22 protein-coding genes are annotated in these 24,958 nt (G+C 47.9%); 14 read left to right on the top strand and 8 right to left on the bottom strand.

Going from position 1 to position 24,958, the window contains the following annotated elements; genetic code table 11:
* Positions 1–55: 55 nt before the first annotated feature.
* The 3 genes from QMG91_RS14450 to QMG91_RS14440 all read right to left on the bottom strand — a co-directional run bounded on the left by QMG91_RS14450 (position 56) and on the right by QMG91_RS14440 (position 3,420).
* Positions 56–1,180 carry a class II histone deacetylase gene (locus QMG91_RS14450; protein WP_281827306.1) on the bottom strand — a complete coding sequence of 375 codons (1,125 nt, stop codon included), beginning with the start codon at positions 1,178–1,180 and terminating at the stop codon, positions 56–58.
* Positions 1,170–2,339, bottom strand: a complete 1,170-nt coding sequence (locus tag QMG91_RS14445; RefSeq protein ID WP_281827304.1) for an MFS transporter — start codon at positions 2,337–2,339, stop codon at positions 1,170–1,172. The genes QMG91_RS14450 and QMG91_RS14445 overlap by 11 nt, the downstream gene beginning before the upstream one ends.
* 106 nt (positions 2,340–2,445) lie before the next feature.
* Positions 2,446–3,420 carry a helix-turn-helix domain-containing protein gene (locus QMG91_RS14440; protein WP_281827302.1) on the bottom strand — a complete coding sequence of 325 codons (975 nt, stop codon included), beginning with the start codon at positions 3,418–3,420 and terminating at the stop codon, positions 2,446–2,448.
* Between the two features lie 304 nt (positions 3,421–3,724).
* Between QMG91_RS14440 and QMG91_RS14435 the strand changes: the two genes are divergently transcribed.
* From QMG91_RS14435 to QMG91_RS14415, 5 genes are all read left to right on the top strand, one after another.
* Positions 3,725–4,027 (top strand): hypothetical protein, encoded by a 303-nt coding sequence (locus tag QMG91_RS14435; RefSeq protein ID WP_004407188.1) that lies wholly within the window; start codon positions 3,725–3,727, stop codon positions 4,025–4,027.
* 283 nt (positions 4,028–4,310) lie between these two features.
* Complete coding sequence (locus QMG91_RS14430; protein WP_004407186.1) at positions 4,311–5,150, top strand: transketolase; 840 nt, start codon at positions 4,311–4,313, stop codon at positions 5,148–5,150.
* A complete protein-coding gene (locus QMG91_RS14425) occupies positions 5,150–6,175 on the top strand; it encodes a transketolase family protein (RefSeq protein ID WP_022612114.1) in 1,026 nt (341 codons plus the stop codon). The genes QMG91_RS14430 and QMG91_RS14425 overlap by 1 nt, the downstream gene beginning before the upstream one ends.
* Position 6,176: 1 nt before the next feature.
* A complete protein-coding gene (ltnD, locus tag QMG91_RS14420; protein WP_281827298.1) occupies positions 6,177–7,091 on the top strand; it encodes an L-threonate dehydrogenase in 915 nt (304 codons plus the stop codon).
* A 47-nt stretch (positions 7,092–7,138) separates the two neighbouring features.
* Positions 7,139–8,044, top strand: coding sequence for a D-2-hydroxyacid dehydrogenase (locus tag QMG91_RS14415; protein WP_281830472.1), 906 nt, complete (start codon positions 7,139–7,141; stop codon positions 8,042–8,044).
* Positions 8,045–8,079: 35 nt separating this feature from the next.
* Here the strand turns inward: QMG91_RS14415 and QMG91_RS14410 are convergent, their stop codons facing one another.
* Positions 8,080–9,048 carry a LysR substrate-binding domain-containing protein gene (locus tag QMG91_RS14410; protein ID WP_281827296.1) on the bottom strand — a complete coding sequence of 323 codons (969 nt, stop codon included), beginning with the start codon at positions 9,046–9,048 and terminating at the stop codon, positions 8,080–8,082.
* A 191-nt stretch (positions 9,049–9,239) separates the two neighbouring features.
* On the opposite strand from QMG91_RS14410, the gene QMG91_RS14405 reads away from it, so the two are divergent.
* The 5 genes from QMG91_RS14405 to rimI all read left to right on the top strand — a co-directional run bounded on the left by QMG91_RS14405 (position 9,240) and on the right by rimI (position 13,050).
* Positions 9,240–10,223, top strand: a complete 984-nt coding sequence (locus tag QMG91_RS14405; protein WP_004407173.1) for a TRAP transporter substrate-binding protein — start codon at positions 9,240–9,242, stop codon at positions 10,221–10,223.
* Positions 10,220–10,801, top strand: a complete 582-nt coding sequence (locus QMG91_RS14400; RefSeq protein ID WP_004407171.1) for a TRAP transporter small permease — start codon at positions 10,220–10,222, stop codon at positions 10,799–10,801. Before QMG91_RS14405 ends, QMG91_RS14400 begins: the two co-directional genes overlap by 4 nt.
* Positions 10,802–10,812: 11 nt before the next feature.
* The gene (locus tag QMG91_RS14395) at positions 10,813–12,105 is read left to right on the top strand and encodes a TRAP transporter large permease (protein WP_022549763.1); all 1,293 of its coding nucleotides are present in this window, start codon (positions 10,813–10,815) and stop codon (positions 12,103–12,105) included.
* A 75-nt stretch (positions 12,106–12,180) separates the two neighbouring features.
* Positions 12,181–12,573, top strand: a complete 393-nt coding sequence (locus QMG91_RS14390) for a DNA polymerase III subunit psi (RefSeq protein ID WP_281827293.1) — start codon at positions 12,181–12,183, stop codon at positions 12,571–12,573.
* A 12-nt stretch (positions 12,574–12,585) separates the two neighbouring features.
* A complete protein-coding gene (gene rimI, locus QMG91_RS14385) occupies positions 12,586–13,050 on the top strand; it encodes a ribosomal protein S18-alanine N-acetyltransferase (RefSeq protein ID WP_281827290.1) in 465 nt (154 codons plus the stop codon).
* Here rimI and QMG91_RS14380 read toward each other — a convergent pair.
* The 4 genes from QMG91_RS14380 to QMG91_RS14365 form a co-directional block, all read right to left on the bottom strand.
* Positions 13,034–15,478: a putative bifunctional diguanylate cyclase/phosphodiesterase gene (locus tag QMG91_RS14380; protein ID WP_281827288.1), complete on the bottom strand. Its 2,445-nt coding sequence runs from the start codon at positions 15,476–15,478 to the stop codon at positions 13,034–13,036. The two genes, rimI and QMG91_RS14380, sit on opposite strands and share 17 nt — an antisense overlap.
* Before the next feature lie 28 nt (positions 15,479–15,506).
* Complete coding sequence (locus tag QMG91_RS14375; RefSeq protein WP_281827286.1) at positions 15,507–16,214, bottom strand: substrate-binding periplasmic protein; 708 nt, start codon at positions 16,212–16,214, stop codon at positions 15,507–15,509.
* A gap of 211 nt (positions 16,215–16,425) precedes the next feature.
* Entirely contained in the window at positions 16,426–17,877 is a 1,452-nt protein-coding gene (locus QMG91_RS14370; protein WP_281827284.1) for an FAD-binding domain-containing protein, read from the bottom strand.
* A 62-nt stretch (positions 17,878–17,939) separates the two neighbouring features.
* Positions 17,940–18,209, bottom strand: a complete 270-nt coding sequence (locus QMG91_RS14365) for a TIGR03643 family protein (protein ID WP_281827282.1) — start codon at positions 18,207–18,209, stop codon at positions 17,940–17,942.
* A gap of 123 nt (positions 18,210–18,332) precedes the next feature.
* On the opposite strand from QMG91_RS14365, the gene QMG91_RS14360 reads away from it, so the two are divergent.
* The 4 genes from QMG91_RS14360 to QMG91_RS14345 all read left to right on the top strand — a co-directional run bounded on the left by QMG91_RS14360 (position 18,333) and on the right by QMG91_RS14345 (position 24,938).
* Entirely contained in the window at positions 18,333–19,667 is a 1,335-nt protein-coding gene (locus QMG91_RS14360; protein ID WP_281827281.1) for a DASH family cryptochrome, read from the top strand.
* Between the two features lie 15 nt (positions 19,668–19,682).
* Positions 19,683–19,823 carry a DUF2256 domain-containing protein gene (locus tag QMG91_RS14355; protein WP_281827279.1) on the top strand — a complete coding sequence of 47 codons (141 nt, stop codon included), beginning with the start codon at positions 19,683–19,685 and terminating at the stop codon, positions 19,821–19,823.
* A 180-nt stretch (positions 19,824–20,003) separates the two neighbouring features.
* A complete protein-coding gene (locus tag QMG91_RS14350; RefSeq protein ID WP_281827278.1) occupies positions 20,004–22,817 on the top strand; it encodes a carboxypeptidase-like regulatory domain-containing protein in 2,814 nt (937 codons plus the stop codon).
* Between the two features lie 57 nt (positions 22,818–22,874).
* Positions 22,875–24,938 carry a TonB-dependent receptor gene (locus tag QMG91_RS14345; RefSeq protein WP_281827276.1) on the top strand — a complete coding sequence of 688 codons (2,064 nt, stop codon included), beginning with the start codon at positions 22,875–22,877 and terminating at the stop codon, positions 24,936–24,938.
* Positions 24,939–24,958 lie beyond the last annotated feature (20 nt).

Genomic DNA, 24,958 nt, shown 5'->3' with positions numbered 1-24,958 from the left:
AGAATCATTCAGAAGGGAGCCGATTGGCTCCCTTTTTCATTTGATGTACAAGACGCTAGCTGGGTTTTAGTAAGTCGAAACGCTCCGACATGGCTAGAACCTTCTCGCGTTGGAGCTGAACGAAGTCCTGGTCGGGTTGCTGAGCACAAATTAAATCCAGCAACGGGTCTTCAACGCCTGTTCTTATATCGGTCAGTGCTTCCATAACGGCGAGCCCGCAAAATGGCACATATGCTTCTGAATAGCCGCCTTCGTGAACCACAATCAACCTGTTCTCGCAGTGTTGATTCGCAACCTCCATTGTAATTTTCGTCATTTGACGATACGTGTCGCTGTGCGCCAGCATCCTGGCCAGCGGATCGACACCACTAGCGTCGTAACCGGATGCAACAAAAATCAGTTCAGGCTGATACGCATGAAGCGCCGGAATCACGATGTTTTCCATGGCATCCAGATAACTTTGGTGACCACCTCCCGGCATCAGTGGAATGTTGATGTTCTTTCCTTGCCCATTACCTGACCCTGTATCTTCCACACCGTTGTAACCCGGTGGAAAGCAGCCTTGCTGATGAATAGAGATCGTCAGTACATCGGAACGCGAATAGAAAATATCCTGTGTGCCGTTCCCGTGGTGAACATCCCAGTCAATAACTGCTATGCGATTTACTCCGTATTCAGCTATGGCGTGTTCCGCTGCAACGGCGATGTTGGCAAGCAGGCAAAAACCCATAGCTTTATCGGCTAAGCAATGGTGACCCGGTGGTCGCGAAAGGGAATAGGCGTTTTTCCATTCACCTCTCATTACCCTGTCTACGGCTGAACACGCTAATCCTGCCGATTGGCTGGCAATCTCATAGCTCCCCTTGCCAAATGGGGCGTACAGACCAAGCTCGCCCCCTTTCTGGTCACTGAGCAATTTAAATTCATTCAGGTAGTGCTCTGGATGAACTTTAAGAAGCTGTGCCTCAGATGCGGGTGGGGCGCTGCTCATTGCTAAGTGCGACGATAGCCCAGAAGCTTCTAACAGATTTTTAAAGCGTCGCTTTGTTTCGGGGGACTCGGCATGACCGCCTGCAGCCATTGGTTGCACCCAGTCGCCAATAGGAAGAATCAGTGCATGCTCACCAGCGGTATGCCAGAAACAGTGTTCGTCATAGAGAAATCCGGTTTTACTGCTCATGTTGGGCTCCTTTGATAGGTTGAGAAGAAGAGTGAGTGGCGTTTTGGACAAAAACCAAAAGTAAGAAAGAAATGAGCGCGGTAATGCAGGCGACAATAATCAGCTGGTCGATGGCTACACCTGCTTCAAGCATGTGTCCAAATATCAAAGGTCCTATTGCCAGCCCTCCGCCAATCACCAAATTGGTACTGTTCATCAGTTGTCCTTGATGATCGATTCTGGCAAGCGTGGCTAAGATAAAGGGCAGGGCAAGAGTCCAGGCGAACTTGAAAAGAAAAGTGGCGTTAGAATATATGAGCTCACTTTGTTGCCTGAGCAGGTAGGTTCCGGCGATCATCATGCCAAACCCGGCAAATAAAGGAAGAAAGCGCCCCCAGCGGTCACCAACCCAGGAGGCGCACAAAGCGCCCGCAATTCCGAAAATCGTGGCAATTGCCAGAATGTCACCAGTTCGTTCCGCAGACAGAGACAACCGCTCAGCGAACATACCTGAAAACGTCCACACTCCATTCAGACTCACGTAGAAAAGAAGCACGGCTGCGAGTCCTGCAAGCGCCAGCGTCCCCAGCTTTTGTCCGGAAGCCTCTTCCTTCTGCTGGTTGCTTGTCACAAATCGATGGCTTAGGGACCAACAGCACAACACAATGGCTGCCAATATCCAGTAACCCACCTTCAGACCATAGCTTTCGAACAACCCCGGTAAGAAAGCCAGCCCAATGGCACCGACGACAAGTTGTCCGAGTACCCACAATCCGTAAACCCGGTCTGGATTTTGGGTGTGAGATGCCGCCGACAGGCAAATGATCATTAGCGAGCCGCCTGCCACTCCACTCGCAAATCTCATTATCATCAGGCTTTCAGCGCTGCTCATCCACCCGCTGATGACGTTACATAAGACAAACACAGCTATCCAGACTCGAACCAGATTTGACCAGCTAAACCTGTGCAGCCAATACCAGGCTGGCAAAGTAGCGAGGCTCATACCTGCTAGTTCGGAGGAAATTACACTGCCGATTTGGGCAGGACCTAACTGATATTCTTGCGCCAATTGAGCTGCGATTGCCGGGGCAACCATCAATATCGTTGGCATGAAAGCGGCAATGATCACCAAAGCGGTAACCATGCGAATTTCATCTGGGGCGGAACTTGTGTTTCTCATAGCGTTGTCCTTTTCGCTGATTTCAGAGTGCACAAACCCCTAGCAAGCCAAAGGCGTTGCTATGATTTGTGTTTTGTTGGTTTAGGTATTCTTGCGCGGAAAGCGCTTAATGCAGAGACGATTGCATCAGTCGCACTAATTCTGCTTTGTTATGCACATTGAGTTTTTGATACATTGAACGGATATGATGCCGAACTGTGTTGGGTGCGATGTCGAGTTCTCTGGCGATCATTTTGTAAGTCATGCCTTCATTCATTAGCCTGGCGACACTCATTTCCCGGCTGGACAAATGGTCTGCCTGATCTCTTAGTCTGGCCTGAAGCAATAAGAGCCCGCCTATGCGATCAAGGCTGATTGAAATGTGTTGACCAGAGAATTCAGACTGGCACCAATCCTGAGGTAACTGCGGACCTTTCCAGTCAGGAATTTCCTGCAATATGAGTTGAGTAAACGAAGGCTCAGACATTTGCAGAATACCTTTGTTATCGCAAATGGCGAACGCCACTCTCTGAGGATTGACGGATTCACGAAGGTTGTACAAAGTCCGAAGCTGATTGGTTGCCATTGCAGAAACAAGATGGGGCATCAGGCTACTAAGAAGCGCAATATCCTGTTGAGTGAAATCCGGTTCATGACGTTGCCGATACAGAGCCAGGTGATCACAAAGCTGAGTAACGGGATCAATCGCGATAACACAAAGCAGTTGATCAATATGATGATTTTTCCCTAGCTGCTTGAGTTCTGCTGGTGTCTCATCGTCAGAAAAATCAATGATGATGGCTTTTCCCGGAGCGTCAAACACTCGCTCAACCGTAATGTCATTTTCACGCATCGCTTTCCATTCTGTCAGGTATGCATCGGTCAGATTCTTTAGATGAGTACTGTGCAGGTGAGGTCCGTCATTATGAATGGAGGCTCTTCCCCACCAGGCACTGGAATGCGGCAAATGCAGTTCAATTTCTTCTAAAACGTTACGCTGGAAATCCTCCAGACTGGAGTGACGAGCAATGTCGTAGATCGCAAGGAGGGTTTCACTAAAGGCGGTAAGATGACAATCATTTAACTCAGAATTGTTCGCCATTTTTGACTCCTTACCCAGACAATTTTCGATGCTTAGTTAGAAAATTTGCTTAACATTTTGTTTACACTAGCACGTAAGAAAATCGCACACTATCGTTCAAATGTAGGATGCCTGTTCTTGTCTTTTTAGCATGGTTTTCTGTGCGGTCGGAGCTCAAATTTTTTCAAGATTTAATTTGATAGTAATCAATTTCTTATTCACTTTAAGTGAAATTTTCCTCAATCTTCTCTCTCAAGCTCAGTCTATTGACTATACTGTTTTAGCGGTTGTGAACAGTTTGATTGGGAAATAGGGAGAGGTTTCTATGCTGGCTAGACATTTAGATTGTGCTCTGAACGATGTGTCTCATTCCAAGGCACACATTGAAGTTAACCCGATTGGTACAGTGGCAGTAGAAATTAAAGAAAGCCACCAGAGCCTGAAAACTGAATTTGATTCATTGCGATTTGAACGTAAAGGAAATGTTACGGAATTGGTTGGGCAAACTCCCAACGCAAGAACGGGAAAAACGTGGCGGCTACCACTTTGCCACCGTGACGCACGAGTTCTTCAGGAATGCATTGATGATGCAACGGAAGAGTTCGAAATCCTGATGCGCGATCTCTAACAACGTCATTTATTCTCTATGTTTGGAGCACTTCGGTGCTCCTTTTTTATGCCCATTTTTCAGCAGGGTTCCTTTTTCTGTCTCAGATGTAGTTTAGAAATTCTAAACAACTGGTCACTTTTCTTAGCTTTTTTCCCATTCTTCGATACGCAAAGATAAATGCAATGTTAACGGTTTATTAACAAGTTGCCTGTGAGGAAGCGAGCACTGAGTGTTCAGTGGCAAATCGCACAGGGCGTATTCCAGCCGTTAGCTTTGTATTCAAAGTAAGGACAACGAAAAAATGGAATCTAAACAAGCAGATATTCAAGCGTTAGAGCATCGTGCCTACAAGATTCGGCGCAACGCGCTGCGAATGGGGCAGGTGCAGGGGCAAGGTTACATTGCGCAGGCGCTGGGCTTTTCCGATGTGTTGGCAGTGTGTTATTTCCACGCGCTCAACTATCAGGCAGATAACCCAGAATGGGAAGGAAGAGACCGACTTTATCTGTCTATCGGTCACTACGCCATTGCGCTTTATGCGGCGATGATTGAAGCCGATATTCTTCCAGAAAACGAGTTGGAAACGTATGGATGTGATGACAGCCGAATGCCGATGTCGGGCATGGCAGCGTACACACCCGGAATGGAAATAACAGGCGGGTCACTTGGGCATGGGCTAGGCATTGCGGTAGGGGCAGCGCTTGGCTTGAAACGAAAACAGTCCGAGTCGTTTATCTACAACCTCCTGTCCGACGGGGAACTTGGGGAAGGCTCCACCTGGGAGGCTGCCATGTCCGCATCGCATCATAAACTCGACAACATTATCGCGGTGGTCGATTTTAACAACCAGCAGGCTGATGGTCCGTCTCAGGACATGCTTTGCTCCGAGCCTCTTGATGACAAGTGGCGCGCATTTGGCTGGCATGTTCAGCGTATTGATGGCAACGATCTTTCCGAAGTGATCAAAGCGTTCGATACTGCGCGCAATCTGGATGCTGCACAGCCCAGAGTGATTATCTGCAATACCAAAATGGCCAAAGGCGTGCCGTTTTTGGAGCAACGTGAAAGGAATCACTTCCTGCGTGTGGAAGCAGATGAGTGGGATAAAGCCATCGAGATTTTGGATGCAGGGAGAGCATAATGAGAAAGTCCAAGTACGAACCAAGAACACCTGCACCTGCCGGTGAAAGGCAACGAACCTCGGCGATGATAGCGTCGCTGGCGGCGGAAGGTATGCCAACCATCGCTGCGCCATTTGGCCATGCTCTGAATGAGGTGGCGAAAAATAATGACAAAATTGTCGGGCTGACAGCGGATCTGTCCAAATATACCGATCTGCATGTTTTTGCCAAAGAAAACCCAGACCGTTTCTACCAAATGGGCATGGCAGAGCAGGTGATGATTTCCGCGGCGGCGGGGCTTGCGAGGGAAGGATTTACACCTTTTGCCACGACCTATGCCGTATTTGCTTCACGCCGAGCTTACGACTTTATCTGCATGGCGATTGCGGAAGAATCGCTGAACGTGAAAATCGTCTGTGCGCTGCCGGGGCTGACGACAGGATACGGTCCAAGTCATCAGGCAACAGAAGACATTGCGATATTCCGTGGTCTGCCAAATCTGACCATTGTGGATCCTTGTGATGCCACTGAAATTCAGCAGGCGACCCATGCCATCGCCGAATATCAGGGTCCGGTTTATATGCGTTTGTTACGTGGGCAGGTACCGGATGTCCTCAGTGAATACGGTTATCAGTTTGAGTTGGGCAAAGCCAAAACCATTATCGATGGGAGCGATGTGCTCTTTGTTTCGACCGGTCTGATGACCATGCGTGTGCTGGAAGCTGCCAAACAATTGAAACAAGACAACGTTTCTTGTGGTGTATTGCATGTGCCAACCATCAAGCCGTTGGACGTTGAAACCATAAAGCGCGAAGCCAGTAAATCCGGGCGGTTGGTGGTGATCGCAGAGAACCACAGCCGGGTTGGTGGTTTAGGTGAAGCCGTGATGAGTGAATTATTGCTCAATGGCATTCACGCTCCATGCCGCCAAATCGCATTGCCAGATGCTTTTCTGGATGCGGGGGCTTTGCCAAGTCTGCATGATCAGTATGGCTTGTCGGTTTCGCGAGTTGTTTCGCAGGTCAAAGACTGGTTAGGTGACTGATATGACGGCACAGGTTTCATTAATTGGGCTTGGCTCTATGGGACAAGGCATGGCACGCAACATTATCGGCAGCGGTATTGCATTGCGTGGATATGATGTGTCTCCCGACGCACTCTCGCGTTTTCAGTCTATCGGTGGCTCTCCCTGTTCTTCTGTGTCTGATGCTGCTGAGTATTGCGATCTGCTGGTACTGATGGTGGTGAATGCGGCTCAGGCAGAAGAAGTGTTGTTTGCTCAGGGTGCTGCCAAAAACATGGCAAAAAATGGGGTGGTGATGCTGTGCTCTACGGTCTCGCCATCCGATACTCGCAAAATAGCGGCTCAGCTCACCTCTTACAATCTGGTGCTATTAGATGCGCCAGTATCTGGCGGAAAAGTGGGGGCAGACTCAGGCACATTAACCGTCATGGCATCAGGGTGTGAACACGCATTCAAGCAGGCAGATGGTGTGTTGAATGCCATCAGCAAAAAAGTGCATCAACTTGGTATTGATCCCGGAATGGCCTCCACCTACAAAGTGGTGCATCAACTGGCGGCTGGTGTGCATCTCGTGACTGCGGCAGAGCTGATTGCCTTGGGGGCGAAAGCGGGGTGCGATGTAAAAATCTTGTTTGATATTGTGTCGACGTCAGCGGGGAACAGCTGGATGTTCAGTGACCGCGTGCCTCACATGCTGGACGAAGACTTCACACCTCGCTCCATGGTGGACATTTTTGTCAAAGACTTGGACTTGGTGCTACAAACCGGAAAAGATCTTCAGGCGGCTCTGCCATTGAGTTCTGCTGCACACCAAATGCTGGTGGCCGCTTCTGGGATGGGTCATGGCAAGCTCGACGATTCTGCTGTGGTGAAAGTGTATGAAGCCTTGATGGACCATTCGCTCAACTCAGCTCAAAACTCGGAGGTGAAGTCTTGAAACGCATCGTATTTCTTGACCGGGACACCATAGGACCTGGCGTTGAAATGACCAAACCCAGCTTTGAGCACCAGTGGGTTGAGTATGGAAAGTCGCGTCAGGATCAGGTTGTTGAGCGCTTAGTCGACGCCGATATTGTTGTGACCAATAAAGTGCCCATTCGTGAGGAAGCCCTTGCGCAGCTTCCCCGCTTAAAAATGGTGGCGGTGGCAGCAACGGGCTACGACGTAATTGACCTTGATGCCTGCAAAGCCCGAGGCATCACGGTTGCCAATGTCCGCGGTTACGCAGTGAATACCGTCCCCGAGCACACTTTTTCACTTATTCTGGCTCTGAGACGCAGCTTGGTCGGATACCGTCAGGATGTGATTGATGGCGAATGGCAAAAGAGCGAGCAGTTTTGCTTTTTTAACCATGATATTCAGGATTTGGCTAACTCAAGACTTGGCATTATTGGCTCTGGTGCGATAGGGCAAGCTGTGGCGAAAATCGGTCGTGCGATGGGCATGGAAGTGGTGTTTGCTGAACGCAAAGGGTCGGAAATGTGCAGGGAAGGCTATCTGCCTTTTGGGGAAGTCATTGAAACCAGTGATGTGATTTCTCTGCATGCTCCGTTAACACCAAATACGCGGGATATGATCAGCGAAAAGGAGCTGACATGGATGAAACCGTCGGCGATCTTGGTCAATGCGTCACGTGGCGGGCTGATTAATGAGTCGGCGTTGGTGAAGGCGATCAAAGACAAGCAGATTGCCGCTGTTGGTCTGGATGTGCTGACTCAGGAACCGCCTCGCAACGATCACCCTATCTTCGAAATTGCCTCATTGCCCAATGTGATAGTGACACCGCATACGGCTTGGGCATCTCTGGCAGCGATGCAGGAGGTATGGCGACAGGTTATCGATAACATCGAAGGGCATGTCGAATGTCGTTCTACGGGGAATGAAATTTAAGTGTCGTAAACACCCATAACTCTCTCTGCTCCGGTTTAGCTTGATATTACTTCAGGCTGAAAAGGAGCAGAGCCGGTGACTCCAAGTGTTGTCAGTATGCTTTGTTTTTCGGATTCATGCTGGCTGGCTTCGCTCTCTATCCACTGGACGAAGCGTTTCACTGAGGTGTGATTGAGGTAGCGAGCCGGACAAATCAACCAGTAGGTTTCAAAATCCAGGGTACCGAGGTCGGGAAACAGCGGAACCAGAGTACCGGACTTCAACTCTTCCATTGCCAGAGTTGCGGTTTCCAGTACCACGCCCAACCCGTCTTTGGCAGCTTGTAAGGACATGGAAGAACGATCAAATCGCAATCCGTGAAGGTCATCAACATCGGCGATTTTTTTCGCTTGTAGCCAATGTCGCCATGTTACTTCTGCCTTCACCGTGTGGATCAGGCTGCTGCTGGCGAGCAGTTCACTCGGGGATTCCCCTTGATTTTTCTGTGCAAACTCTGGGCTGCACATCGGCAACACGCGATCTGTAATTAACGACTGACTGTAAAGGGTTGGGGGCGGAGCAAGACCATAGCGAATCTCTAGATCGACTTTTTCTTTGTCGAAGTCCGTCAGCTCAGAGGTCGCATCAATGTGCAAATCCATATCGGGGTTCGACTGTACGTAATGCGACAGTCTTTTGCTGAGCCATCGAACTCCAAAACTGGCGGAAACGCGGATCATCAGGCGCTGGTATTCCCGTTGGTTCGTCAGCCGTATCTGAGCATCTTTGATCATTCGAATCGACCCGGAAGCCGCGTGGTAAAAGCGTTCTCCCTGTTCCGTCAGAATCAGACGTTTCTTGACCCGGCGAAACAGCATCACGCCCATTTGCTCTTCCAATGTTTTTATCTGCTGGCTCACTGCTGAAGGGGAAACCTGCAGCTCTTCAGCCGCCAGATTCACACGCGAATGCCGGGCGACGGCTTCGAAATACATCACAGCATTCATGTTTAAGTGTCTCGACATACCCATCTCTTTTAAGAATTTCTTAACTGATTCTGGATGAAAAAGGTAAAAATGTTAAGTATAAGTTAATATATGGTTAATATATTGATGTTGATAAGGCATGGGTGCAGGGGTGTAATAAACAGTGCAATACCGAGAGTTTTCTCGTGATAAAGAAACCGCCTGTGGCGCTCATGAATAAGGAAATTATTATGAAATCCAAGATTTTAGGACTTGCAATGGCTTGCAGCGTAGCGATCAGTGGCTATGTTCAGGCAGACGACATCGTTATCGGTACTAACGGTAAACCGGGGAACCCACGTGTAACCAGTGCACAAATGTTTGGAGACTTGCTGCATCAGGCGTCACGCGGCAAATACAACGTGAAAGTTGCCCACTCCGCCACACTCGGAGATGACCGCCAAATGCTGAAATCTGTTCGTCTGGGGACCATGCAAATCACGGTGAACTCGGATGGTCCTGTGGCTGAAATTGTGCCGGAGCTGAGTGCATTTGGTTTGCCTTACCTGTTCTCTAGCCTGCCTCAGGCTTGGGAAGTTCTGGACGGTCCTATCGGTGAGCGAATTGCCGAGAAGCTTGAGAAAAAAGGCTACATCGTACTGGCTTGGTGGGATAACGGTATTCGTAAAATCACCCACGTGAAAAAAGCCATTAAGCATCCCGACGACATTAAAGGCATGAAAATCCGTACGCCACAAAGTCAGGTAACGATTGATGCGTTTACTGCTTTAGGTGCCAACCCAGCACCACTGGCGTTCTCTGAATTGCCAGCGGCTCTGCAATCTGGTGTATTTGAAGGGCAGGAAAACCCACTTGCGAATATCTACTCTTCTAAGCTTCATGAGCTGACGCCTTACATTGCTAAATCCAACCACAAATATGAAATGGCGCCGATTCTGGCTTCGAAAAAGTGGTGGGATAAGCTGAGCGCGGATGACAAAGCCATGATCCAGAACGCGATGAATGCCGCCACCTGGTACAACCGTGGTTCGTTCCTGATTGATGATGCAAGACTGGAACAAACACTTACGGCAGAAGGCGCTAAGCTAAATGAAGTAGATACTCAGGCTTTCAAAGACGCAACCAAAGGTGTGTACACCAAGTGGGAGCAGAAGATTGGCGATATTGTACCGCAAATTCAGAAAGCCGCTGCGGATGCTGAGGTTAGTAAGTGAAACAATCTGAAGTAAAGGCGCTGCTTACAGCGCCTCCTTGTTCGGGGTGGTTAAGCCCCGTTGTTCAAAAAGTGGATACCCTGATTCGATACTTGTGCGCGTTGACCTTGTGGGTGTCCTTTGTGGTGATGCTGGCACCTACGTTTTTCAACGCCGTACTGAGGTACGCCACAGACTCCAGCCTGAACTGGTCGGTGGAAATCATTCAACTGGTGTTTCCGTGGTTCATCATGGCGGGCGCAGTACTGGCGGCGCAACATGGCAGACACATCGGCGTGTCGTTTATTTTGACTGTCTGTTCTCCCAGAGTCGCAAAGGTTATGACGCTTATCGTCCAACAGCTCATTTTGGTTGGGTGTATTACGGTCGGGTATGTCTATTTAGGCTTCGGTGAGTTTGAAGGAGGTATGGCATTTGCCGCTGGTGACGTCGCATTCACCTCGCTTGGTGTTGCGCAGTCATGGAGTTACCTCGCTCTTTTGGTTGGTTATGCATTGATAGGGCTGACTGCACTGACGACGTTTTATCGCATTCTTGTCGACAGTGATTTGAATTTCGAAAGTACAGATATTTCATAAGGAAGTGAATTATGTCTTCAACGGCTGCCATTGCGTTTGTTTGTCTGTTGTTACTTGCGACCCCCGTCGCACATGCGCTGCTTTTGGCAAGCGGGCTGACTATGATGCTCGACGAGCCTCTTTATTTGTTCGAAGCCATCCTTAATTTGTATCAACCGACGTCCAGTTTCCCAATGCTGGCGATCCCGTTTTTCATCTTGGCGGGCGATATCATGATGTCTGGTCGATTTGGTGAGTACCTGATCAAGTTTTCTAAAATGCTGGTGGGCGGCATGAAAGGCGGTCTGTCACAGGTGAGTGTACTTGGTTCACTGTTTTTTGGCGGCGTATCCGGAAGCGCCGTGGCAGATGCATCGGCTATGGGTAATGCGCTGATTCCTGTTCAGAAGAAACAAGGTTACCCACAAGGCTTCTCGGCGGCGGTCAACGCTTCTTCATCCACGATTTCAGTACTGATTCCACCATCCATTCCTTTGATTTTGTATGGCTTAGTCACGGAAACGTCGATCCCTAAACTGTTTCTGGCGGGCATTGTACCCGGCGTGATGCTGACGGTTCTGATTTTCCTGATTTGTTTTGCTGTCGCTCAGGTAAGAAACCTCCCTCGCTCTCCTCTGGAAGAGGATGGGCAGAGCCTGACCATTGATGGCAAGGTCGTTCGCAATAAGAGCAACTGGGTGAAAGCGATTCCGGCGTTAATGATGCCAATTTTGGTAGTGATTCTGGCGCGTGGTGGCGTGGTCACGCCAACGGAAATCAGTGTGTTTGCCGTGGTGTATGCGTTAATCGTTGGTACATTAATCTACCGAGACCTAACGCTGGATGTGTTGCTGCGATGCGTGCTAACCACGGGTATGATGACCGGGGTAATTATGCTGGTCATTATGGGGTCGAGCGTTCTTCAGTGGATCATGTCTTTCGAGAGTGTGCCAGAGAATCTGGCTAACTGGATGCTCAGTACTCTGCAATCGCCTTGGGCGATCATTCTAGGCATGAACCTGCTCATGATTCTGATAGGTACGTTCCTTGATTTACCTGCCGCAGTCCTGCTGCTTGCGCCTATCTTTATGACTGTAGCCGCTAAAATCGGTCTGGAGCCCATACAGCTCGGAGTGATGATGGTGGTGAACCTGGCGATTGGTTTATACACACCGCCGGTCGGGACCACACTGTTTGTCTCCGTCGCCATAGAGCGGGTGCCGATGGGCAAAGTGGTTGTTCATCTGTTGCCATTTTATCTCGTTGCTTTACTCGTATTGGCGTTGGTCAGTTTTGTACCTGGGCTGACTTCTTGGGTTCTTTAAGCATTCCATATCATGACGAGCACAGGTGGATTTGATACTATCAGCGCATAAATCAAATCAACCTGTGCCTGTTTTATGAGTAACGCTTCTTTCCTTCAAGAAATGCAAATCGATCAATGGCAGCTTCGCCATCCTGAAAGGCTGGAAGGTGTGAGCGTTGCCACTGTGGCTCTACCTGAGCAGTGCCGTTTACTTCTGCTTTCTCCTATACAGCCCAATCAAGAAGAAGTTGCGTTTCTTACCAAGGTGTTGGGCAGCTTTAGCCTCACCATTGATGACGCGTTTTTTCTTTCGCCAGAGCATCTGAATCGAGTCGAGTTAGCTCACGTTGAATGGGTGTGGTTCTGTCAGTGTCCACCTTCTGAGCTTGAAGATGTGAAGGTATTACACTCTCCGGCGCTGTCTTTGGTCGAATCGGAGACAGAGCACAAACGGGCACTCTGGAAGCAAATCAAATCTTATGAATAAAACCCCAACCTTATGAATCAAGACATAGTGCCACTTCAAGCTGAGCATTTAGACTCGGTGTGGGCAATCGAACAAACTGCACATTCCCATCCATGGAAAGAGTCCATGATTCGCGACCTCAATTCACGTGGTGCTTGTCACCACGCTCTGCTGGTTGACGGAGTACTGGTGGGGTATTTTTACGCTCAGCATGTTGTTGGGGAAGTGACATTACTGAATATCGCGGTTGCCCCAGAGCATCAGGGAAAGGGTTTTGGTAGAGTGTTACTGAACGCTTTTCTAGAGCAATGCGAAGCGATGAAGGCAGAAAGCGCCTGGCTGGAAGTACGGGAAAGTAATCAAGGCGCTTTCGCTTTGTACGAGTCTGAAGGCTTCAATGAAGTCGACAGACGCATCAATTACTACCCGACAGCAACAGGCAAAGAAGACGCCATCATCATGAGCTATCTGTTTTTGTCTTTTAAGCGTTCTTTTTAGAAGGTTTAAGCTCTTTCTGGATGCGGTCTTTATATTGCGGGTTTCGCATCCTCTCTTCCATTCCCTGTGCGTCTAACGGTTTGTCAAAGAAGTACCCCTGAAACTGCTCACAGCCCAATGAAGTCAGTGCTTTGAGCTCCTCTGGATCTTCCACACCTTCCGCTATGACTTCCAGCCCCAGACGCTCCGACATCAAAATGATGGAGTCCACAATTGCCGTATCATTCTGATTCAGATGCAGTTCCGTTACGAAAGAGCGATCGATTTTCAGTACATCCAGTGACAGCCTTTTCAGGTACTTCAGAGATGAATAGCCCGTGCCGAAATCATCAATGGCGATCTTAAATCCACGCTGTTTCAGCTGCGCCATTTTGACTACACAGGTATCAATGTTCTTCAAAAGCATATTTTCGGTCAGCTCAAGCTCGATATCCTGTGGGGATATACCCGAACGTTCAACCGCACCTGTTACCTCTTCAACGAAATTTGCCTGAGAAAACTGCAACGGGCTTATGTTTATCGCAAGCCGGTTAAAGCTCTCCGGTACAATGCCGTTCTCTTTCCAGTGTGCCATTTGCAGGCAAGCCTGTTCCAGAATCCAGGCTCCCATAGGGATAATTTGCCCGGTTTCTTCTGCTATCGACATAAAGGTATCCGGCGGCACGATTCCCTGTTCCGGATGGTTCCAGCGAATGAGTGCTTCCGCGCCAACAAGCTCGCCGTTACGGTTCACCTGAGGCTGATAGAAAAGCTCGAACTGGTTTTGGTTGAGTGCCTCGTGCAGGCCTTTTTCAATCGACAGAAAAGAGTCCACCAGCTTACGCATTTCTGGCTCGTAGACTTTGTAAGTATTACTGCCCGCGGATTTAGCGCGATACAGTGCGGTGTCAGCCTGACGAAGCAATTCCAGTGCGCTGGTGTCTGGATCTGGAAAGGTGGTGATCCCCACGCTGATACTGCAATACAGGTGGTGAGATTCCACCACATACGGAGAGCTGGCGAGAGACAGTATGTCTTTGGCGTGCAGTTCTGCCTGCGTTAAAGTGACATTCGGCATCAAAATCGCAAATTCATCCCCACCGATTCTGGCAAACAGATGAATCGGGTCGAGCAGTTTCTGCATTCGCAGTGAAACAGCCTGAAGAAGTTGATCCCCAATGGCGTGACCAAGAGAGTCGTTAATGGTTTTGAACCGGTCGAGGTCAAGATACAGCAAGGCACCGGACTCACTGGTCCGATACGATTTGTTCAGAGATTCATCCAGCCTGTCGAGTAGGTGCTTTCGGTTAGGTAAGCCAGTTAATCCGTCGTAATACGCCAGATTGTGAATTTGCACTTCCGCTTGTTTACGGCGAGAAATATCACGGGCCTGAACCAGAAACATTTGAGCGTCGTTCATGGTCAGCTCAATGGCGGTGGCTTCTACGGGAAAGGTTTCCCCTTCTTTTTTTCTGTGGATGGCTTCGAATAACGTGGGTTGGGTATCAGAGGTTTGCTTAACCTTGAAGTCCAGATAGTCGACCGAATAGCTCACACTGATGGTTACCGCAGGTGAGTTAAGTAGCTCTTCCCGATCGTAACCCAGCAAAAAACAGGCATTCAGATTAACGTGAGTGATTTTTCCTTCACGGTTTATTAGCAGAAGAGCATCACTGGAGTTGTCCATGATGGTACTGGCAAAGTGCTCGCTCTTCTCCAGTGCTTCAATATTTTCATTCAGCTGCGAAGTGACCAGCTCTCGTTCATTCCACATGATCTCAAAAGATTGCGCAAGCTGACCGAGTTCGTCGTTGCGAAGCGCGCCCGGGAGTTTTTGCTGAGCTCCCTGAAACTGTAGAGAACGCACCCAGTAAGTCAGGTCGGTCAGTGGCTTGGACAGCTTTTTGTAGAAGAAGACCATTAAGATGCTGGCTAGAATCACGTTACGGAGCAGGTCGAACATCAACAGAGATTTGGCGCGTTCAAGAAAACCACTGGCAGAGGCAATTCCGTTCACGGTAAAGCTAAGAATACCCACAGCCTGCTGAGTTCCGGGTTGGTGCAGCTCCATGGTATAAACCCGCTCCTGAGCGAACAGCCACTCAGCCAGAGCAAGATTTAATTGGCTTTGTTTGTGAAAGGTGCGGGATTCTTCCGCCAGAATGTCGTCAAAGTCATCGGTGATGATGACGTGCCGAATGGCTTTGTCATCCATAATGCTGTCAGCAACCTGCCGAGCCAGCAAAGAGCTCACGTGATAAGCCGCCTGGCTGGCATTTTCGTAGTTTTGTTCCAGCTTCAAATTGTATTTGGCAACGATCTTTTCGCGCTCTCGGTGAAAGTCGAGCACGATTTGATAAAAGCTGAACAACAGCCCCAAAGCTACGGCAACCAGAAAAACGGTTTTTGTCTGGCGGGTGGCGAGTGACTTTCTAGACTGATGCTGCAAATCTTCTTCCTTGACGTTATTGGTGTTCTTATTTTTTGTTTTTATTGTATTGTGCGAGATCCTGATTAAACCTCGTCATAATAGATTCTGCATTTCGCGTCTTTTTTCCCAAACACATATGCAGTGTGATGGGTGGTCTTTCTTCAAACAATACGACTTTCAGCTTATTGCCGAGTTGAGCTTGTTTGGCAAAATACGTAATGCTCTCAGTACCGCTGTAAATCGCATCGAAGTTTCGCATCAAAAGCATATCCAGTGCCTGAGGAATAGAGTTGGCCTGAGCATGGGCAATACCATGATTATTTAGCTCGGTCTGAGTGTTCCATTTATGGATCGCGATGAGTTTTAACCCGCGTAGATCTTCAATGCTTTTAGGTGGGGGAATATTAGAGTCGTTCTTGACGATGAGCCCGTTATTGATTTCATTGATGGGCTGCGAGAACAACATATATTTAGCTCTATAGTTGTTTTTTGTACAGCTCACTAAGCCGTCGATTTTCCCATGCTCTACGCTCTTTAGTGCCCTGGACCAAGGGGGATTCAGTATGTGAGCGCGGGTGTTTTGCATGGCAAACACTTCTCGGACCAACTGGGCGTCGGTGCCGTTTATTTCACCGTGTTTGCTGACCACGGTATACGGTGGGTAATGAATGGCAGCCAGAGAAAGTTCTTTGGAAATAACAGGTAATGAAAAAAACATCACGAAGAAAAAAACTCGCAACTGGTCCTTGAGCATGATGTCTTTCTTCCTGATTGTTATAGAAGCGTGAAGTTTAGATTTTAGAGTGTTTACAACATATGTGAATGATAAATATCACAAATACCCTAAATCTTTTACAAAATAGTACTCAGGAAGATCTTTGCCAAACCTATTATCTTAGTATGAAGTGCCTTTACTACTTTTCTCATTTATTAAAAAGCTCAAAAATAAGACTCTTCGTCGAACTTCAATTGTTCCTGACGTGTCTGCGCAATATTCGGGGCTTTTCTGCCTGAACGGCAGCGTGATTACGAAAGCCCCAAAGCCTTTCTCTTGCCTGTCTGCCGGTCTGTTCAATATCAACCACGGGGAACGGATAATCTTTAGGGAGTGACACCCCATACATGAGTTCCTCCATCGGTGTAAGCATCCATGGGGTATGAATGAGTTCATTAGGGAGCGGGGCGAGTTCGGGAACCCATTGGCGGATAAAAGAGCCTTCCGGATCGTGTTCCTGGGATTGTTTTACTGGGTTGTAGATTCTTATGGTGTTCGTGCCCGTAATGCCAGCCTGCATCTGAAACTGGGGGTAATGAATCCCGGGTTCAAAATCTAGAAATAATCGGGCAAGGTGATGAACACCTGTTCTCCAGTCGATATTCAGGTGATGGCAGAGGAAGCTGACCAGCATCGAACGCATCCGAAAATTGAGATAACCCGTCTGGGTCACACAACGCATGCAGGCGTCTACCATTGGGTACCCCGTCTTTCCTTGTTGCCACCGAAGCAGGTGATGTTCGGTTTCGCTGTCTTCTCGGTAGGGAAACAGTTCATACCCTCGGTTAACGGGGCGAAACTCCATCTGAGACTCACTTTCAAATTTCTGAATGAAGTGGCAGTGCCAGTGAAAGCGAGAAGCCAAAGCACTTAATGCCCGTCTCCAACCGGTGGTATTCCAGTGTGCAAGCAAATGCTGATAAGCCTGACGTACACTGAGATTGCCCCATGCGAGATAGGGTGAAAGGCGGGAACAGCTCTGTTGCGCGAGCTCAGGTTTGGAAATATGCCGGTGATACTGCTTTCCCCGAGACTCATAAAACGAATCCATCACTGCATTTGCCGCACTTGGCCCACCAGCCTGCATATCATCCACTGGCTTTTTCCAGCTTTCTGGAATGCGGGGGCTTGAGGCGGGCAGTGTCACCGGAACCCAACGTTGAAATTCGGGAGTGACAAGTGGCGCTCTCATCACTTTCTGCCAGTTTTTATCCCAGTCATCTCTGTGTGACGCTGCGCGAATTACTCCAGCGTAGGGTGTTTCGTGCCATTGAATGTCGAGAGACTGGCACCATTTCGCGACGTATCTGTCTCGTTCAAAAGTTCGACTTATTCCGACTTCTTCATGGGAATACAAACCTGCTATGGGGTGCTGTTTATGGATATTCTGGAAAACATCCAGCACGTTGCCAAATGCTACTTCGACTTTACCGCCATATTGAGCAAGCTGTTGGTTAATGTCTTCAATGCTCTGCCAGACAAATCGCCAGTGCCTTTCATCGTAATGCGGGTCGTTAAGCAAAATGGGTTCAAACACGTAAAGAAAACAGGTAGGCAACCCTGATTGAATGGCATCGGCTATCGGTGCGTGGTCGTTCAGGCGCAAATCTCTTTTGAACCAGACTAAATTGATGGCAGACATTTCTTCACCCCTCAGAAAACCGTTCTGTTTCTACGCAGCGATAAGCTAAGAAGATCATTGTGTTAGCGTTTGTATTGAGTGGGGCAATACGCTCGGGTGATATCAGGTGAACGCAGTTTTTGATGTTTGGTTTTCCTGCCGGAGACTCGCTTTCTCCACAAACGGAAAGAAGAGGCTTGGAGGTTTCGCCGCATAAACGCGATCAACTGTTTCTCATTGATGTCGTAGGTTTTAAAGATGACGTCGAAGGTGGTTCTGTCTTCCCACGCCATCTCGATGAGTCTGGAGGTGTCTGCCTCGTTTAATGCGTTGAGAGTATGTATTGGTTTCATTCGTTTCTCGGGGCTTAAAATCAAATTGGTTACGGTCAGCAAAGAAATTTCGATCACCGAGCCAATCCGCAGAGGGCGAAAATACGTAAATCAAATAAACAGTCACATTGGTTTAAAAGAATTATGTCGAATGCTGTGTATTGGTTTACCAACGACCTTAGAATAGAAGATAACCTCGCTCTGATTCGTGCTCTGCAGACGGAAAACACCTTACACTTTCTGTATTGTCTTGACCCTCGCTCTCTAAAGCCGGGTAGGTATAGTACAAAACCCATCGGGGAGAAACGGCTGAGTTTCTTATTGCAATCTCTGGCTGAACTGGACGAAACGCTCCGAGCATTTGGTCAACACCTGCATGTGTATCTGGAAAATCCGGATGATCTGTTTTGCCGCCTCTATCAGCAGTATTCGGTTCGTCGGATTCACCACAGTGTGACTGCGGGGCTATACGAAAAGGCATTTTTTAGCAGAGTCTCGCAGCGCCCTGATGTGGTTCTAAATGCATCGCACAGCCACACTTTGTTTAATCCCGAAACGTTGCCATTTGATTTGAGCGACCTGCCGGAAACCTTTTCCAAATTTAGAAAACTGGTCGAGAAAGAGAAGCGACGGCTCGTCGCCCCAATGCTTCCCCCAGCTTCGTGGCCTGAGCCTTTGTGTGCCAACAGTTCGGAATGGAAAGCTCAGCTGGAAACGAATACTGGCTCGGAAGCGTTCTCTGGAGGATGCAAATCGGCACTGCGCCATTTGGATAGCTATTTTTCTACCGATAACGCAAGCCGCTACAAAGAGACTCGTAATGCTCTGGACGACTGGTCTTCGTCTACAAAATTTTCACCATGGCTTGCCAATGGATCACTTTCCCCTAATCGTGTGTTGTGGTTACTCAAACAATATGAATCGATCAACGGCGCAAACGAATCGACCTACTGGATAGAGTTTGAACTTCTGTGGCGAGAATACTTCCAGTGGTATGCCCACAAACATGGTGCCCATCTTTTCCGCTTTGAGGGAATTCGTGGTCATAAGCCTTTGACGACGTTTTACCCCAGTCGATTTAAGCAATGGTGTCAGGGAGAAACGCCTTACCCAATCGTGAATGCCTGCATGAAGCAACTTAACGACACTGGCTATATGTCCAACCGCGGCCGTCAGCTGGTTGCCAGCTGTCTGGTTCATGAGCTGCAACTGGACTGGCGCTATGGCGCTGCTTATTTTGAACAACAATTAGTGGACTACGATGTGGCTTCAAACTGGGGGAACTGGCAATACTTGGCGGGGGTAGGAGCGGACCCTCGTGGTAACCGACAATTCAATCTGGAAAAACAGACTTTGATGTACGATCCAAACCGAGAATTCATTCATCGCTGGAATGGAGAGGCAGGCACAGAGCTGAGTGGAGAATCGGTAGATTATGTCGACTGGCCGATCGTGCCTTCTGTGAATGAGAAAGCATAGGTCACAGACTCTAGTATGACTCACAAGAAACCGTATCTGGCAGAAAAAATCTGCCTGACATGCCAGCGACCCTTTACATGGCGAAAAAAGTGGGAGAAGAACTGGAATGAAGTGAAGTATTGTTCCCATCGGTGCAGGCGACACAAAAATCGATAACAGCTCATACCAGTTAGTGTCCTGCATGGGTGATTTAATTCAGAATAAGTGAGACAAGACCCTACAAGGGCTAACGTTATTTCTCGGTGACTGGCTGTCTAAAAACAAAATCAATAAAAATGAGATTTATTATCATTTGATGTAGAAAGTCCCTTCCGCGACAACAGGAAGGAAAATTTCATGGACAAAGTCCTCAGCCGAACGCTTATATCTTCTGCGATATTAGGTTCTTCCCTTGCCCTGACCGGATGTGGTTCAGGCTCCGACAATTCCGTCGACTCAACTACCGGGCCAAAACAGTCGGTTGCCGGTGTGGTTTCTGACCCAGCAATTGCCAACGCAAAAGTGACCCTGTTTAATCAGTCGGGTATTGCGCTGGCAACAGCGACGACGAATCAGGTTGGTCGTTTTACTCTGGAATTCGATGGTTCTCTTAATCCAAATGATCTGTACCTTTCTGCTACGGAAGGTAAAGACACACAAACCGGGTTGTCGTTCAAAGGGATTAAATTATCAGCACCTATCAAGGCATTTGCTGACAATTCCAAGCTGGTGGTTTCTCCATTAACAACACTTCTTGGCAGCACGCTTGAAGCTGGCGAACTCCAAAGTTTAATAAACAAGCTAGGCAACACAGAACTGCTACTGGATCCGGCAAGTAAATCCGAGCTGCAGAAACTCGCATTCAAAATCACATTACTTCTGAAATCCGGAGTGCCTTATTCACAAATTGTGGCGGGTCTGGATGAAGTTTCTGGTCTTTCACTGTCTGATCTGGATGTGATTTTAAAAGACAGGGAAGCAACTAAGCACAAGTTGGAAAGCGTATATCAAGGCATTGAGACCGCAAACAGCGAACTTGTGACAACGTTCATTAAAGCCAACATTCGCTCTACGATTTTAGATATTGCAAATATCACGATTGATCCAAACTCGCCACTATCAGAAATTGCAGAAAGAAATATTAATGCATTGGTGGAGCACTTCTTGTCTCTTGCGGTAGTGAACCGCAGAGTCACGCTTCAGCCAGAAGAAATTCTCGCATCGGTGATGCATGGACTGGATCCAAAAGATAAGCGTTTGACCTTAGCTATTCTGGAAAAAGATTCATTCGATGTGAAAAGCTTTCCGTTTATTTCTTTGGAAACAGATACATCGGCAAGTAACAACTTGAGCCTGATGTACTACACGGTGCCAAATACTGCCACCAACAATAAGCAGCTTATCGTTCATAACACCGACACCAATACACAAAGTGTTTTGAAAACCAATGCGATAACAGGTAACCGAGCATTTATTTTCAATGGTGAGCGACAAGGCGGGAAAACGGTCCTCCATTCTCGCGCTTATGGTCTGGTGCTCGATCCTGATACTCATCAGGAAACCCGCACCGGAAAAGACTACATGGGGAATGACTACGAATACCAATTCTCATTTGATAACGCGCTGTTAGCTTATGACGTCAATAGACCTTCTCAAGAGTGGACCATTTTCGACTCAAGCATGATTCCTGCTGCGATAACAGACCGCGTAAATGTGGTCGGAAAGTCCTTCCGTGTGGTGGATAATCTGAATGATAAGTTTAACTCTTATGTTCAGGTAACGGCATTTGAATCTTTGGCGGATCCGCTTCGTGGTGAGTTGTCTAAGGACAAGTTACATGCCGAACTGACGGTCAGATTGTCTGACGGAAAGGCAACGACAGGTCGCCCGCTGACCATTCTGACTAACGACCAAGGTAAGACAGACAAAGTACTGGTAAGCCATGAAGCTCCGCATACCGCATCTACCTATCCTTCAGGTCATGACGATAGACGTTACCTAAAAATGTGCGATACACATTTGGAGAACTGTCGATCAATAGCAGACGGAGATTTTTATCACACAGCCACCAACAACACACACGTGTACTTTACAAAGCAAGGGAGTAACAAGTTCTATGCTTTAGATAAAGTTTCTGAAACCCTTACCGAAGTAACAGGAGCAGCTTACCCAGCCGTGTTTGATTCTGAGCACCATCTCATCAGTTCAGATGGTCACGGAGCTGGTGTCGCACTGAACAACTTTACAGCTTTGTCTGGAATTACAACTCGCTTGCAGCAGGGTGACAATGCGTTTGCTGCGATTAACTATGACCTTGATATCGATACTCCGATTGATCACATCTTCAAAGGAACGCCATATGAGATGCCGGTGAATATGCATAAAAATGGTCTGGTGATTAAATTTACTGGAACAGAAGCGGTGAAATTGTTTGATACTGGTGATGGTATTGACCAAGGTAACGACTCATACGGTGAAGTTGTTGGTGGTCATATCAACCTGATTACCGCCGAGCATGGTCGAGTGTATTTGGAAATTGCAAGTTACGACGGCATTCCAGGAGGTGGCACATGCATTACAGATCGAGGTTTCGGTTGCTTAAACGTTGATTACGGTTACGTTTTTGATTCATCCAAGGATAGAAAAGTGATGGATGGCCATTTAGCCAGCAAGCGGAACCTTAAGTACTTTGTTGCACTTCGTTTACCGCCGTTTAGCATCAATGGTGTACTTTACATCAATATCCTGAAGCAACAAGCGCAGCGTGGCGGAAATGTTGGTCACCAATACACTCTGTACGGTTTCAATACGGAAACTCAGCAGAAAGTTTCCGAGACCGCTGGTCGAAGCTACTTCACTCTTTCTGCTCGTTTCGACGATGGGCGACTAGAAGGGCAAGTACTCGCATGGGATGCTTTGACCGGAGAGCTTAAAAACGTCACAACCGATACTGTCATTGAACCAAATGTCGAAGACAAAGTATCTGGTACGCCGATTAAATCGGTACTAGGTGCAGGTTCTGGTCTTCCTATTGCCGGGTTGGGTACTGCATTTGGACTGCGCTACGAACCTGGTCGACACCAGTGGTTTATGGTGGCAGGACAGGCAGATAAACCAGGCAGCACAGACTCCATCGACCAGCTCCCATTTGCATCCTGGCTGTACTACTAAGTCACTAACCCTAATTATCTAGCCTCCCTCGGGAGGCTTTTCTCTTGGATTGAATAAATGAAGTATGTAATTCCACTTTTTTTATTGTCTGTGCCTCCTACTACTCTGGCGAACAGCGACGAGTCTGTCGAGAAGGTAACCGTTGTGGGGACCGCAACTCCAAATGATGATGCGTGGACCAAAAACACAGAAGTGTTTGAGCAAAGTTTTTCTTCTGAGTACATCGGCAGACAAGAGTTGGATGAGAAATCCGCTGGTGATATTAAGGATGCACTGCGCAGCGTGTCTAATGTTCGGGTAACCGATCAGGGGGCATTTTCCAAACAGGTCAGCATCCGCGGATTATCCGGAGAGCGAGTCCTTTATGTGGTTGATGAGGTGAAAATCTCGAATCAGGGTATGACGCACAGTGGGGGTGGAGAAGGAAACCTGAACGACATTAACACCGTGGAGTCCATTGAAGTCATCAAAGGCAGCCCAGCTGTCATTTTTGACCCGGGCGCTTCCGGGGGTATTGTTAACATCAACACTTTGCAGGACAACACTGAAGATCATCTTAAGGGACAGCTTAAGTTTGGTTATGACGAAGGGTACGACAAAACATCGCAACATGCAGGTGTTTCAACCGCATACAACGGCTTTGGGTTGCGATTGTCTGGTAGCAAAAACGTCGCCAAAGGTTACAAAGTTGCCGATAAAGACAAGCTAGATAAAACGTTAGAAGACAGTAATCTGATTCAGGAGAGGGAAGGGGATAACCAGATTCTCGATCTTGGATACAAAGACAAAGCCGCAGCGTTGAATGTATTTTACGATGGCGGACAGCTTGGTCGTGTAGATGCTTCTTATGCCAACTATCAGGGCGAAGACATTAATTTCACTCATGGCTCTAGCGCTAGTGTATTAAGAACGGATGAACTAAAACGCGACAGCATCAGTGTGACCTATCGGCTGCCTCAACTTTATCGCTTTGAAAACCTGATTTTTTCGTACAACCGAAGTGAAATCAATTCGGTGACCAATACGGTGGAAAATACCTTAACGAGCGACACTTTTGGTCTTCGTGCCGAGCTTAACTGGCTGGGGGGAGATCATATCTTTGGCGGAGAGCTGATCAAAGATACGGCAGACAATAAAGTCAGTGCCTCGCAGGGATATTACGCGGCATTCTGGTCGTCGAACTGGTACTTCGGTGACCTGACCGTTACGCCGGGTATCCGTTTCAATTACTGGAAAATTAATAAGACTTTTCGAAAAGGTGAAAACAAAGAACTTCGCTGTCAGTTAGAAGGGTTACTTGGATGTTTGCCAGAGCAGACAGACTCAACACCAACCTATTCGTTGGGTGCGGTTTACTCGCTTACACCCAATCAGAATGTGACGGTTAACTACGCGAAAACTCATCGCCAACCGAGTGTTTACGAACGCGTTGCGTTTGATCACTTCAGAGGATGCTTCGATAACTGTGAAGCAGAAAGCGCTGATAACTATGAACTGGCGTGGAAATACCTGAGCGACGACTTATTTGTGTCTGCTGCGATCTTCCAGAATGATTTCTCATCTTTTATCAATACAAAAGAAAAAAGAGCAATTAAGAATCAGGCAGCTTTAGAACTGTGTATCCAGCTAGGTAAATGTGACCCGTTAACGGGGGACTTTAACAATCAGGAACGCGACTTTTTCGAAACACACATCGAATTCTACAACGCCAAAAATGTCACCAACAAAGGGGCTGAGCTGTTAGCGCATCACAAGCTGTCTCGTCAGTTCGAAATTCTGGGTAACCTGTCTTATAACGAGATGTCTTCCGAAGATCCTTTCGTCGGCCACCAATCCAGACCTTGGGAATTAATGACCGAAGCGACTTATCGGTTTGATAATCCCGATTTTCGCCCCTGGATCAAACTTAATGCCAGATGGGTGACAGACAAACCAGAGGTTAAGCAAGTGGATGGTTTCGATGCATTTGATCTCTACAACCTGTACTTTGGTTTCAGTTATAAGGCGGCAAAACTGAATGCGGGTATTCGTAACCTGACCAACAAGGTTTACCATGAACCTTATGGTGCTCTTGATGGTTTAGGTCGTTCATATTTCGCTAACCTGACTTTGTCTTACTAGTATAACTTTCCTCGCACCCA

The organism is Vibrio nigripulchritudo, assembly GCF_027924785.1.
In the GTDB taxonomy this organism is placed as follows: domain Bacteria; phylum Pseudomonadota; class Gammaproteobacteria; order Enterobacterales; family Vibrionaceae; genus Vibrio; species Vibrio nigripulchritudo.
The sequence above is the reverse complement of the archived record's forward strand: the minus strand, read 5'-3'. Positions and strand labels throughout refer to the sequence as shown.